The sequence below is a fragment of the Phenylobacterium sp. genome (genome assembly GCF_024508875.1).
Classification (GTDB): domain Bacteria; phylum Pseudomonadota; class Alphaproteobacteria; order Caulobacterales; family Caulobacteraceae; genus Phenylobacterium.
Genome location: NZ_JANINU010000071.1, coordinates 1 through 12,148 on the forward strand (window position 1 = coordinate 1; position 12,148 = coordinate 12,148).

14 protein-coding genes are annotated in these 12,148 nt (G+C 69.2%); 7 read left to right on the forward strand and 7 right to left on the reverse strand.

The genetic code is table 11. The features are described 5' to 3' along the window. Positions 1-923 (reverse strand): calcium-binding protein (locus tag Q0L11_RS06530; RefSeq protein WP_296596175.1); only part of this gene is annotated, 923 nt, incomplete at its 3' end. Positions 924-1,036: 113 nt separating this feature from the next. Then, positions 1,037-1,438 carry a LuxR C-terminal-related transcriptional regulator gene (locus Q0L11_RS06535; protein ID WP_296596176.1) on the reverse strand — a complete coding sequence of 134 codons (402 nt, stop codon included), beginning with the start codon at positions 1,436-1,438 and terminating at the stop codon, positions 1,037-1,039. A 33-nt stretch (positions 1,439-1,471) separates the two neighbouring features. Here Q0L11_RS06535 and Q0L11_RS06540 point away from each other — a divergent pair, with 33 nt between their 5' ends. The 3 genes from Q0L11_RS06540 to Q0L11_RS06550 all read left to right on the forward strand — a co-directional run bounded on the left by Q0L11_RS06540 (position 1,472) and on the right by Q0L11_RS06550 (position 4,191). Continuing rightward, complete coding sequence (locus tag Q0L11_RS06540; protein ID WP_296596177.1) at positions 1,472-2,521, forward strand: alpha/beta hydrolase; 1,050 nt, start codon at positions 1,472-1,474, stop codon at positions 2,519-2,521. 78 nt (positions 2,522-2,599) lie between these two features. Then, the gene (locus tag Q0L11_RS06545) at positions 2,600-3,790 is read left to right on the forward strand and encodes a thiolase domain-containing protein (RefSeq protein ID WP_296596178.1); all 1,191 of its coding nucleotides are present in this window, start codon (positions 2,600-2,602) and stop codon (positions 3,788-3,790) included. Between the two features lie 2 nt (positions 3,791-3,792). Further along, a complete protein-coding gene (locus Q0L11_RS06550; protein WP_296596179.1) occupies positions 3,793-4,191 on the forward strand; it encodes a Zn-ribbon domain-containing OB-fold protein in 399 nt (132 codons plus the stop codon). Here Q0L11_RS06550 and Q0L11_RS06555 read toward each other — a convergent pair. From Q0L11_RS06555 to Q0L11_RS06565, 3 genes are all read right to left on the reverse strand, one after another. Further along, positions 4,178-4,774, reverse strand: a complete 597-nt coding sequence (locus Q0L11_RS06555; RefSeq protein WP_296596180.1) for a DUF4304 domain-containing protein — start codon at positions 4,772-4,774, stop codon at positions 4,178-4,180. The two genes, Q0L11_RS06550 and Q0L11_RS06555, sit on opposite strands and share 14 nt — an antisense overlap. Then, a complete protein-coding gene (locus Q0L11_RS06560; protein WP_296596181.1) occupies positions 4,771-5,496 on the reverse strand; it encodes a hypothetical protein in 726 nt (241 codons plus the stop codon). Before Q0L11_RS06560 ends, Q0L11_RS06555 begins: the two co-directional genes overlap by 4 nt. A gap of 112 nt (positions 5,497-5,608) precedes the next feature. After that, the gene (locus tag Q0L11_RS06565) at positions 5,609-6,166 is read right to left on the reverse strand and encodes a hypothetical protein (protein ID WP_296596182.1); all 558 of its coding nucleotides are present in this window, start codon (positions 6,164-6,166) and stop codon (positions 5,609-5,611) included. Between the two features lie 176 nt (positions 6,167-6,342). On the opposite strand from Q0L11_RS06565, the gene Q0L11_RS06570 reads away from it, so the two are divergent. Together Q0L11_RS06570 and Q0L11_RS06575 are read left to right on the forward strand one after the other, a co-directional pair. Further along, a complete protein-coding gene (locus Q0L11_RS06570; RefSeq protein ID WP_296596183.1) occupies positions 6,343-7,338 on the forward strand; it encodes a helix-turn-helix domain-containing protein in 996 nt (331 codons plus the stop codon). Positions 7,339-7,434: 96 nt separating this feature from the next. Next, positions 7,435-8,037 carry a hypothetical protein gene (locus Q0L11_RS06575; RefSeq protein WP_296596184.1) on the forward strand — a complete coding sequence of 201 codons (603 nt, stop codon included), beginning with the start codon at positions 7,435-7,437 and terminating at the stop codon, positions 8,035-8,037. A 48-nt stretch (positions 8,038-8,085) separates the two neighbouring features. Here the strand turns inward: Q0L11_RS06575 and Q0L11_RS06580 are convergent, their stop codons facing one another. Further along, positions 8,086-9,297 carry a CoA transferase gene (locus Q0L11_RS06580; protein WP_296596185.1) on the reverse strand — a complete coding sequence of 404 codons (1,212 nt, stop codon included), beginning with the start codon at positions 9,295-9,297 and terminating at the stop codon, positions 8,086-8,088. Positions 9,298-9,306: 9 nt separating this feature from the next. Beyond that, positions 9,307-10,047 (reverse strand): IclR family transcriptional regulator, encoded by a 741-nt coding sequence (locus tag Q0L11_RS06585; protein WP_296596186.1) that lies wholly within the window; start codon positions 10,045-10,047, stop codon positions 9,307-9,309. Positions 10,048-10,201: 154 nt separating this feature from the next. Between Q0L11_RS06585 and Q0L11_RS06590 the strand changes: the two genes are divergently transcribed. Beyond that, complete coding sequence (locus tag Q0L11_RS06590) at positions 10,202-11,368, forward strand: acyl-CoA dehydrogenase family protein (protein ID WP_296596187.1); 1,167 nt, start codon at positions 10,202-10,204, stop codon at positions 11,366-11,368. Beyond that, complete coding sequence (locus Q0L11_RS06595; RefSeq protein ID WP_296596188.1) at positions 11,365-12,147, forward strand: enoyl-CoA hydratase/isomerase family protein; 783 nt, start codon at positions 11,365-11,367, stop codon at positions 12,145-12,147. The genes Q0L11_RS06590 and Q0L11_RS06595 overlap by 4 nt, the downstream gene beginning before the upstream one ends. Position 12,148: the final 1 nt, after the last annotated feature.

A 12,148-nucleotide genomic window follows, 5' to 3' on the forward strand; every position in this document is an offset into this window, starting at 1 on the left:
ATCCAGCCGGCCGTCAGGCTGCTCATCTGCACGCCGACCAGGACCATCTGCCCGCCGCCGGTCATGTCGATGACGGTGTCGGCGCCGACCTGGCTCACCGTGTATTGGGTGCCCGGGTCGAGCTGCACGCGGTCGCCCTGGGCCAGACTGAAGTCGAGAACCCGGTCGACGCCCGCGTCGCCGAAGGTGTGGAAGATGTCGGCCCCCGCGCCGCCGGTGACGGTGTCCGAGCCCTTGTCGCCCGAGACGTAGTCGTCGCCCGCCCCGCCGTTCAGGACGTCGTTGTCCTGCCCGCCGCGGACGATGTCGGTCCCGTCCCCGCCCTCGCAGGTGTCGTTCCCGAGGTTGCCGTAGACCAGGTTCTGGCCCGCCGAGCCCACCAGGCTGTCGTTGTCCCGGCCGCCGACCACCCAGTCGTCCCCGCCACCCGACACGCAGGTGTCGTTGCCGGCGTTGCCGTTGATGTCGTCGAAGCCTGACCCGCCGGTGATGCTGTCGTCGCCCTCGTCGCCGCGCAGGTAGTTGGTTCCGTCGCCGCCCGTCATGGTGTCGTTGCCGGCATAGCCGCGCAGGTTGTCGGCCGCGGCCGAGCCCCGGATCGTGTCGGCCCCGCCCAGGATCGTGCTGCGAGCGGCCTCGTTGTCGTTCGTGTTCGCCCAGTTCACGAACGTCGCGACCGGGACCGAGAAGCCCGACACCTCGAAGACGACGTTCCCCTTGAAGCTCTCCTTCCAGCCCGTGACCGTCCCCCCGGCCAGCTCATTGCCGGCGTAGGTGAACTGGCCCTGGAACTCCTCCAGCCAGTCCCCGTCCTTGAGGGTGAAGGCGCTGGAGGTCGCGACGGTCGCGGTCCCCAGCAGAAGGTCGTCGATCTTGAGCGTGTCGACGCTGATGCCGGCGGCGCCGGCGACGAGCAAAGCCATGACTGTAAGCCCCCATACGCAACTTTCGCGGGAGGCTAGGGGCGGCGTCGGCGTGCTGCCTCCCCAATCTGGGGGAGGCCTTCGGCTATTTTTTCGCCAACCTTAACAAAGGTTTATTCGTCGGATTCGGGAATTCCGGGCCGCGTTTGCAGGAGGGACGCCAGTTGCGCCTGTCGCGTTCGGCCGGTCTTGGCGAAGACGGCCTTCACATGGGTGCGGATCGTGCTCTCGGCCACGCCCAGGTCGGCTGAGCAGTCGGCCACGGTGGCGCCGTCGATGAGCCGCAGCGCCACCCGCGCCTCCTGCGCGCTGAGGCCCCAGGCGTCGCGAAGCTGCCGCGCCCTCTGCCCCTCGGCCTGGGTCATGGCGGCCTGCATCGACTGCACCAGGGCGCGCAGACCGGGGTTTCCCGCCTCCAGCGCCGCCTTCAGGCGCGGCAGGATGCTGGGGTACAGCCGGCTGTAGGCCTCGGCCTGTCGCAGGAGACGGTGGTCCAAGGCGTCGTCGTCGCTCATGATTTCCATCGTAGCGTGCGAGTCGGTGCCAGTATGAGTCTAGTGGGAAGTCTCGGCGAGGCCAGCGTGGGCCGCGCCCAGGTGGTGGAGATGGACCGGCCGGCGCCGGTATGGCGCGGCTGGCTGCGCCGGCTGGCCAACCGCGCCATGCAGCGGATCGTCACCGCCTCCATGCGCGCCTGCCTCCGCGCCGAGGCTAAGGGCCCCGAGGCGCTGGCCCGCTACACCGCCCGGCAGCGCCGGATCCACATGCGCTTCGACGCGCCGGTCATGGCGCGGGTCGAGGCCGAGGCGATCCGCCAGGCGGGCCCCGGCGCGGGCCTCTCGTCGCCGCCCTCGCCGTCGGAGTGGTTCGCCCCGAAGGCCGCCGAGCCGCGCGGCTTCGTCTTCTACGTCCACGGCGGCTCGTTCATCGCCGAGCGCTCGCCGCGGATCACCCAGCTCGTGGCGCGGTTCGCCGCCTCGGCCCAGGCGCGGGTCTTCGCCCCCAGCTACCGCCTCGCCCCCGAACACCCCTGCCCCGCCGCGGTCGAGGACATCCTGGCCGCCTGGACCTGGTTCCAGGAGACGTGGCCGGAAGAGCCCGTCGTCGCGATGGCCGAATCCGCCGGCGCTGCGATCCTCCTTTCGGCCCTGCAGCAGGCGCGCAGCCGCGGCATGACCCTGCCCTGCGGCGTGGTGCTGCTGTCGCCCTGGGCCGACCTGTCGCTGCAGAGCTGGTCCGTCACCGCCGCCTCGCTGCTCGGCACCACGCCCTACACCATGGAGAGCCTGGCGCTGGTGGCGCGGTTCTACCTGGACGGACGACCCGCCACCGACCCGCTGGCCTCGCCGATGTTCGGCGGGTTCGACGGCTTCCCGCCCGTGCTGATCCACGCCAGCAAGGGCGACATCCTCTACGACGACGCCGTGCGCCTGGCCGACGCCGTGCGCGAGGCGGGCGGGGACCTGACCGTCCGGCTCTGGTCGGAAGAGACCCACGTCTGGGAGCGGATGGGCACGCCAAAGGCCCGACAGTCGATCAAGCTGGCGGCCGACTTCATCCGCCGGCGGCTGGACGAGGGCGCCCCCCACCGGGGCTGACGCTACGTCCGATTGCTGCGGCGCCGCAGGACGGCTAAGCCCGTACCCATTCTTCAGGGTCCCTCTTCGGGAGATTTCATGAGCATCAAGGGCCAGGCCTATCTGATGGGGGCCTTCGAGCACCCCACCCGCGACGCCCCCGACAAGACCACCGCCCAGCTCCACACCGAGTGCGCCAAGGGCGCCCTTGAGGACGCGGGGCTCGGGTTCGACGACGTCGACGGCTACTTCTGCGCCGGCGACGCGCCCGGCTTCGGCGCCATGTCGATGATCGACTACATGGGCCTGAAGAACGTCCGCCACATGGACACCACCGAGACCGGCGGCTCGTCCTACATCCTGCACGTGGGCCACGCCGCCCAGGCCATCGCCGCGGGCAAGTGCAACGTGGCGCTGATCACCCTGGCCGGCCGGCCGCGCAACGGCGGCAACCGTCCCGGCGCCGGCGGCGGTCCCCGCGCCCCGCAGGGCCTGAGCGACGGCCCGCCCGAGGCCGGCTTCGAGCACATCTACGGCGGCTCCACCCACAACACCTACGGCATGTGCGCCATGCGCCACATGTACGAGTACGGCACCACCTCGGAACAGCTCGCCTGGATCAAGGTCGCCGCCAGCCACCACGCCCAATGGAACGAGCACGCCTTCCTCAAGAACGTGGTCACGGTCGAGGAGGTGGTGAACTCAAGGATGATCTCCGACCCGCTGCACCTGCTGGACTGCTGCGTGGTCACCGACGGCGGCGGCGCCCTGATCGTCGTCTCGCCCGAGATCGCCAAGTCGCTGAAGCGCCCCAAGGTGCGCGTCCTGGGCGCCGGCGAGGCCCCCAAGGTGCAGCAGGGCGGCAAGCTCGACCTCACCTATTCCGGCGCGGTCTGGTCCGGTCCGCGGGCGTTCGAGGAGGCGGGCGTCACGCCGGCCGACATCAAGTACGCCTCGATCTACGACAGCTTCACCATCACGGTGCTGATGCAGCTCGAGGACCTGGGCTTCTGCAAGAAGGGCGAGGGCGGCAAGTTCGTCGCCGACGGCAACCTGATCTCCGGCGTCGGCAAGCTGCCGTTCAACACCGACGGCGGCGGCCTCTGCAACAACCACCCCACCAACCGCGGCGGCATCACCAAGGTGATCGAGGCGGTGCGCCAGCTCCGCGGCGAGGCCCACCCCAAGGTCCAGGTGCCGAACTGCGACCTCGCCCTGGCCCACGGCACCGGCGGCTCGCTGGGCGTGCGCCACGGCGCCGCGACGCTCATCATGGAACGGGAGGCCTGAAGATGTCCGAACTGATGACCCGGCCGGTCCCCGCGCCCCCCGTCACCGTCGAGAGCAAGCCGTTCTTCGACGCCGCCGAGCAGGGCAAGTTCCTGATCAAGCGCTGCACCGCCTGCGGCGAGGCCCACTGGTACCCGCGCTCCATGTGCCCCTTCTGCCACTCGGACCAGACGGTCTGGGAGGAGAGCCCCGGCGAGGGCGTGGTCTACAGCTTCTCGATCATGCGCAAGTCGCCCACCGGCCCCTACGCCCTGGCCTACGTGACCCTGAACGAGGGCCCGAACGTGCTGACCAACGTCGTCGACGTGGCGCCCGACGACCTTAAGATCGGCATGAAGGTGAAGGTGAAGCTCCAGCCCACCGAAGGCGGCCCGCCGGTCCCAGTGTTCACGCCGGCGTAGGTTGCGGCGGGTCTTCGCCGAACAGGTGTCGGTATACGGCGGCGACCCTGGCCCGCTCGATTGGGCTGATCTTATTCGGAGCGCCGGAGAGCAGGCTTCGGGCTTCGTCAACCCGTCCCTGTTCGGCCAGGAGGATGGCGAGTTCCAGGCGCGGCGTGACCAGCGTCCACCGTTGACCGTAGTATTTCGTGAGATGGTCGATGTACGGCCCGCCGGTTCGCATCTGATCGAAGTACGGCAGCAGATGCCCTTGGATAAGGCTCCGGATTGCGGGAGGCCCATCTGGATCGTCCTCGCCCCACGACAAGCTCATCGGACCAAGCAAGGAGCCGATCCGTTCGTTGATAGGGAAGTCGAGGCCAAAGTTGCCGGGACCCGTGATCTCGATGAGACGCGAGCGTGCAAGTTGATGACGGATCGAGAAATTTACCGTCCAGACGGGTTCCCAACGGAACTTCTGGAGGTCGACCTCCTCAAGGTATCCGTCACGTTCGCGGCGCCACTCCCTCCGGCTCTTGAACCGAACGAAGCCCACGGGGTGGAGCACCTCGACGATCGCTCTCTCGAGATCCTTTGCGCTCATTTTGGCGGCCGGTAGTAGACGACCCGGGTCTTGCCGAGATCCTTGTACTTCTCAAGCGCCTTCTCGCCTGCGCGACGACCGGGTGGCGTGTCGGGCTTCAGTTCAAGAAACCTCTGCTGTCCCGTCGAACGAACCGGGGCCTTCGCATCCGGAATCTTCAGCCTGCCATCCACCCTCACTCGGGGCTGAGCCTCCCACCCCGGCTTGGCTCGGACCTTCTCCCGGAACGCCATATCCTCCCGCCGACCATTGCGCGCATAGTAAGTGTCGCCCTTCTTCAGCAGAGGCGCTCGGCCAGGAAGCTGCAGCGGTTGGCCCGGCGGATTTGACGCGATCTCGCGGGCGATCGCATACGGAACCGCCTCCAGCCCGCCGACCGCCGCGATGGGAGCTAGGGCGATAGCGGCCATCCACCGGTTGTCGTGATCGAGTTGCCGCGTCACCCCCTTGAAGGCGGCCTGCTGCCGACGCAGCTCCTGCATCTCAGGGCTGAGTGCGGGAGCTGGGGTGGAAGCACGCTTCGGCGCCATGCCGAGCGCGGTCACATCGCCGGGCCGCGCCGCAGTGATGTTGCCGCCGGCCCGGGTCGATTCCGACCACAGCCTCCGCCCTGCCTCGTAGGCGCCATCGGCAATGCGGTCCAAGTGCGCAAACCGATCACCCATCCAGTCGTCAATGTCTCCGGCGCCCCGCGCGGCGCCGGCAGACTGTGTGCCCGCCATACGGCTCCTCGTTTGCTTGAACCGCCAGGCCACCCCTCCCAGCGCGATCGAGCCTCTCACAGCAGAGCTTTAGAGTTGAGAACAAAAGAAGAACATCTGGAGCCGCCTTCCCCTACGGGAAAGAACTCTTGGCTTCCGCCGTCAGCTTCGCGATCAGCGGCGCTGCCTCGCGCGGATGCGTCAGCCGGTGCTTTGACAGGTGGGCCAGGGCCGGGTCGGCCATCTCGGCGTCGATGCGCTCGCGGCGGCGCGCATAGGTGTCCCACGCCCAGCGGATCGGGTGCTCCGGGTCCAGCCACTTGGCGAAGTTCTCGGTGTTGCCCGTCCCCGGCCACAGCTCCTGGCCGGTCCACGACCGGTGGAACGAGCGGCGGAACACCCGGCTCATCACCACCCATTTCGGATAGTCCAGCCATACCGCGTGCGTCGCCCGCGCCAGCAGGATCGGCCGCACCTTCGAATAGTTGCCGCAGCTCACCCACGCGTCCTCGGCCGCCACGGCCGCGACCCGCCGCTTGAATTCCTCGGGGTCGCCCCGATGCAGGTCCTGCCAGTTCGGCTGCCAGTTGATGGCGTCGAGGTCGATGTGCCGCGCGCCGATCGCCTTCGCCAGCGTCCTGGCGAAGGTGGTCTTCCCCGACCCCGACGTTCCGCTGACCGTGACCCGCATGGCCTGTTCCCGACCTTCTCCCGGCGCGCGTCCTCGCGGAACCGGGCGGCCGGGTCAACCTTGGCCCTGCCTTCGCGAGCGCTCCCTTGCTCCGGACGGATCCTCCTTCAAGACTGGGGCGTGGGTCGGGTCGACGGTCGCCATCCGTCCGCCCGGCGGCGGAGCAGGGGGCCTCGGTGACGGGCGGCGTACCTTATCTCACCTTCGACAGCGAGGAGGTCCCCGCAGGTGAAGCCAGGGCGCGCTGGGCGGCCCTGATCGGCGCCTACGACGTCGACCTGCCGGAGGGCGAGGCCGAGGAGGAGTTCGCCGTATCCTCGGAATCCTGGCTGGTGGGCGACCTGCTGGTCACGCACGGGCGCCTCACGCCGGTCGAGCTGCACCGTTCCCGGTCGCGGATCGAGAACGACGGGCGCGACAGCTTCACGTTCGGCCTGGTCACGCGGGGTCACCTGGCCGGGGACTTCGACGGCCGGGCATGCGACCTGCGGCCCGGCCAGGTCTGCGCGATCGACTTCGCGCGGCCGTGGCGGGCCGATGCGGGGCCGACCGAATTCATTCTGGTGGCGGCGCCGCGGGCGGCCGTCTCCGCGATGGGACCTCATCCGGTCGACCTGCACGGGCGACGCCTGGACGGGGCCACGGCCCGCATCCTCGTCGAGCACTTCGTCGCCCTGGTGCGTCACCTGCCGGAGGCGCGGGCCGAGGATGCGGCGGTGATCCGTCGCTCCACCCTGCGGATGATCGCCGAGAGCCTTGCGTCCCTCCCGCCGGCCGAGCCGTTGGCCGACGGGCGCGTGGCGTACCGGGCCCGCCGCCACATCGAGGCGAACCTCGGATCGGCCGCGCTGACGCCCGCGGCGATCGGCGAGGCGCTCGGCGTCAGCCGCGCGACGCTCTATCGCGCCTTCCGGGGCAGCGGCGGCCTCGCCAACTACATCCAGCGCCGGCGGCTGGAGGCGGCGCACATGCTGCTGTCGGACCCGCGGGAAACGCGCAGCCTGGCCGAGCTCTCGCTCGCCTACTGCTTCTCCAGCCACGCGCACTTTAGCACCGCCTTCCGCCGGCGCTTCGGCTATTCGCCGCGGGACGCCCGGGATGGAACCCCGCTGGGCGGCGCCGGCCCGGAGTTTCGAAGCTGGGTGCTCAGCTTGGCGGGCGGCGGCGCCTGAGACGCGGTCCAGCCGGCTTCCCTTCACGTCAAAAGCGGACGCACATGCCGGCGTGAAAGCTTGCGCTCAGCCGCCCTATGTGTTCCCTTTTTGTTCATGTCCATCTCGCCCGACATGGCCGAACGGCACGCGCGCACCCTGGCTCGGCTGGCCGAGCTGGGCCTGGCGCTGGCCGAGCAGACGTTCGCCGACGCGGACGCCGCGGCGACGCCGGCCGAGCGGAACGACGCCGTGAAGGCTTTCCATACGGTATCGCGCTCGGTGCGCCAGTGCGTGGCGCTGGAGGCTCGGCTGGTCCGCCAGCAGGCGCTCGACGCCCGCGAGGCCGCACGGGCGAAGGCGGGCGAGCCGCCGCGCAAGCCCGGCGGCGTGGAGATTTCACGCCGGGTCTCGGCCGTGCGTGGCGCGGTGACCCGCGTCATCTGGCACGAGGCCGAGGACGACGACACCGCCGCCTGGCTGGAAGACGCCCTGAACGAAGACCTCGCCACGGCCTGCCTGCGCGACGACTTCTGCGCCGAGACCCTGGACGACCACATCGCCAATCTCTGCCAGGCCCTGGGCCTGCCCGAAGCCGCCGCCCGCCGCTGGCGCGACCTGCCCGATGCCCAGGCGCCCGACCGGCCCGAATGGGACGACGATCCGCCGGGTGCGACCAACGCGGCGGCGCCCGAACCCCCGGCTCAAAGCTCGGCGTAGCGGCCTGCCCTCGTGGCCTTCTCCCGCAAGGGGAGAAGGCCCGCCCAACTATGCCTCCGCGCCCAGTTCCCCCAGCACCTCGTCGGTGTGCTCGCCCAGCTTGGGCGGATGGCGGCGGATGTTCGACGGCGTCTTGGCGAACTTCACCGGCGGCTTCATCAGCCGATAGGTCCCGAGGTCCGGATGCTCGTACGCCTCGAAGAAGCCCACCGCCTTCAGGTGCTCATCGTCCGGCAGTTCGTCGAGCGTGTTGGTCTTCACCACCGGGATGGACAGCGGCTTCAGGATGTCGAGCCATTCCTGCGTGGTCTTGGTCGCCGCCGCCTTCTCGATCATCCCGTACAGTTCCTGGATGTGCTTGGCGCGGGTCCCGTAGTCGGCGAAGCGCGGGTCGGACTGGATCAGGTCGCCGTAGCCCGCCGCCTGGAAGAACTGGTCCCACTGTTTGTCGGTGTAGGGCAGCAGCCCGATGTAGCCGTCCTTGGTCCTGTACGGCTTGCGGTTCGGGTTGATCACCCGCTGGTAGCCCCACTGGCCGGTCGGCGGCTGGAAGGTGTGATCGTAAAGGTGCTCGACAAGCAGGAAGCTGGTCACGCACTCGAACATCGGCACCTCCACGAACTGGCCCTCGCCGGTCCGCGCCTTGTGCAGCAGCGCCGCCGTTACCGCCTGCGACAGGAAGAGGCCCGAGACCTTGTCGGCCACCAGCGTCGGCAGGATGCGCGGGGTCGGGTTTCCGTCGGTGCGGCCCAGGATGTCGGCGCAGCCGGACGCCGACTGGATCAGGTCGTCGTAGGCCGGCTCGCCCGCGTAGGGGCCGTCCGAGCCGTAGCCGGCGGCGTGGACGAAGACGATGTCCGGCTTTATCGCCGCCACCTCCTCGTAGCTGAGGCCCAGCCGCTTCATCCCCTCGTAGCGCACCGAGGAGGCCAGCACGTCGCACGACTTGATCAGCCGGCGCATGGCGCGCTTGCCGCTCTCGGACTTCATGTCGATCAGGATCGAGCGCTTGTTGCGGTTGATGGTCAGGAAGATCGGGCCCATGCCCCTTGGGCAACCCTCCGGGAGATGGCCCGCCCATCTCATGATGTCGCCGCCATCGCCGCGGCCCGAGCCCGGGTCCTCGACCTTGATCACGTCGGCGCCCTGGTCGGCCAGGATCTGGGTGCCATAGGCGCCGTTGACCACGCTGGTCAGGTCCAGGATGCGGATGCCGCTCAGCGGGCCGGTGGGCTTCTGGGCCATGGTCTTGGCGGTCATGCGTTTCCCCTACGTGTGTTCGACCCGATGGATCATGGCCTGGAGCTCCTCCACGATCGCATCCTGTTTCTCTTCCAGCCGCCCGACCCGCCCGGCGACGCCCACCGCCGCCACCCGGCCGAACGGGCCCTTGGGCAGCGCCGCCGCGATGATGCCGAGGCCCGGCGAGATGCTGTTCTTGGAGAAGGCGTATCCCCTCGCCCGCACCTCGTTGACCCGCGTCATCAGCTCCTCCCGCGACTGCATGGCGCCGTCGCCCGAGGCGTTGATCCGCCGGCGCAGACGCTCGATCTCGGCGTCCTTCTTGGCCGACAGCAGGACCAGGCCCATGCCCGAACGGGCCAGGGGCCGCAGGGTGCCGGGCGGCGCCCGGAACTGCAGCGGCTCTGCGGAATGTATGACGTGGACATACTGCGCCTGCAGGTCGCTCTGCACTGCGAGTACGACCGTCTCGCCGACCTTGCGGTGCAGTTCCTCCAGCGACGCCAGCAGCGGCCCCTCGCCGAACAGCGCGGCCGGGACCCAGCTCCCCAGCACCGCGATCCGCATGGTCGGGAAATAGGTCCGCCGCTCGCGGTCGTAGTCGAGGTAGCCCAGGGCCACGAGCGACTTCATCAGCGCCGATCCGCTGGACGTGGGATAGCCCAGCTCCTCCAGGATCTCCTTCAGCGCCAGCGGGCGCCGATGACGCGCGAAGACCTCCAGGATCTCCAGCGCCCGCTGCGCCGACTTCACCGCCCCTTCGGCCACGCGCCCTCCAAAATCGGCTTCGATTTCAGGAATGAAGCTCAACATAACACATATGTGGAAATTCAATCTACATATGGGCGAATTCAGTCAGAGCTAGTATCCGTTCGTTCGGGCCTGTTCAATGGCCGGAAAACAGGATCGGGAGGGAGGCGCGATGCATTTCGAGCTCTCGGAAGAGCACCGGATGCTCAAGGACCTGGTGCAGAAGTTCGTCCGCGACGAGCTGATGCCCCTCGAGACGGGCGTCATGGCCCGCGAGGCCGAGGGCAAGGGTCTCGGCATCTCGCCCGACGACCACGCGCGCCTGGATAAGAAGGCCCACGAGCTGGGCCTGTTCGGCCTGGACGCGCCGGAGGACGTGGGCGGGTCGGACCTGCCGATGGTCGCCATGGTGGGCGTCGAGGAGGAGATCGGCCGCTGCATCACCCCCTACACCCTGCCGCCGGACAGCCCGAACCTGCGGATGCTGATGGCCACCGTGAACGAGCGGCAGCGCGAGGCCTACCTGGCGCCCTACGTCGCTGGGAAAATCAGCTCGGCGATCGGTATTTCCGAGCCGGGCGCCGGGTCTGACCCGGCCGGTATGACCACGTCCGCCGTCCGCGACGGCGACGACTGGGTCATCAACGGCCGGAAGATCTGGATCACGCGCGCCGCGGAGTCGGACTTCACCATCCTGATGGCGGTGACCGACAAGGCGAAGGGCGCCCGCGGCGGCATGTCGGCCTTCCTGGTCGACAAGGGCACGCCGGGCTTCAACATCCTGCGCCGCATCCCGATGCTGGGCGGGCAGTACAGCTACGAGATCGCCCTGGAGGACTGCCGGGTCGAGGGCTGGAAGCTGCTGGGCCAGGAAGGCGCGGGCTTTGCGCCCATGCAGGTGCGGCTGGGCACGCGGCGGATCCAGATGGCGGCGTGGTCCATCGGCATGGCCCAGCGAGCGATGGAGATGGTGGTCGAGTACGCCCCGCAGCGGAAGACCTTCGGCTTGCCGCTCAGCGAGCGCCAGGCGATCCAGTTCTGGGTGGCCGAGGCGGCGACCAAGATCCACGCCACGCGCCTGATGGTCTACGACTGCGCCTGGAAGCTGGACAACGGCCGTGACGTCCGCTCCGAGATCAGCATGATCAAGTGGTACGCCACCGAGATGGCCTATGAGACCGTCGACCGGGCCATGCAGGCCTTCGGCGCCATGGGTATGACCAAGGAACTACCGCTGCAGCTCATGCAGGCGAAGCTGCGGACGATGCGCATCTATGACGGCCCGACCGAAGTGCATAAGTGGGTCGTGGCCAGGAACCTGTTGGGGACGAGACGATGAAAGACGCTTACGGCGACCACGTGAAGGTCGCGCTGGACGGGCATGTGGCCGTGGTCACTCTGGACCGGCCGCCGCACAACTTCGTCTCGGTCGAGTTCATGGCCGACCTGGCCGACGCCATGGAGGCGGCGGATTGCGCGAACGGCGTGCGGGCCATTGTCCTGCAGAGCGAGGGCCGCACGTTCTCGGGCGGCGCCGACTTCTCCTCCCCCACCGACAAGGTGGCCAGCGGCATGGGCGGCGTGGGCGACCTCTACACCCAGGCGGTGCGGCTGTTCTCGATCGAGAAGCCGATCGTTGCGGCGGTCCAGGGCTCGGCCGTGGGCGCGGGCCTCGGCTTGGCGCTCGTGGCCGACTTCCGCGTGGCCTCGCCCGAGGCGCGCTTCGTGGCGAACTTCGTGAAGCTGGCCTTCCACCCGGGCTTCGGCCTGACCCACACCCTGCCCCGTGTTGTCGGGCAGCAGCGGGCCAGCCTGATGTTCCTCACCGGCCGCCGCATCAAGGCTGAGGAGGCCCTGGGCTGGGGCCTCGTCGACGAGCTGGTCCCGGCCGAGGACCTGCGGGGGGCCGCCCTCGCCCTCGCCAAGGAGATCGCCGAGAACGCGCCCCTGGCCGTGGTCTCCACGCGCAAGACCCTGCGCGCCCAGCTCGCGGCCGACGTGAAGGCCCAGACCGCCATCGAGCACGAGGCCCAGTCGATCCTGCGCGCCACCGAGGACTTCCAGGAGGGCGTCCGCTCGGTGGCCGAGCGGCGGGCCGGGAACTTCCAGGGGCGCTAAA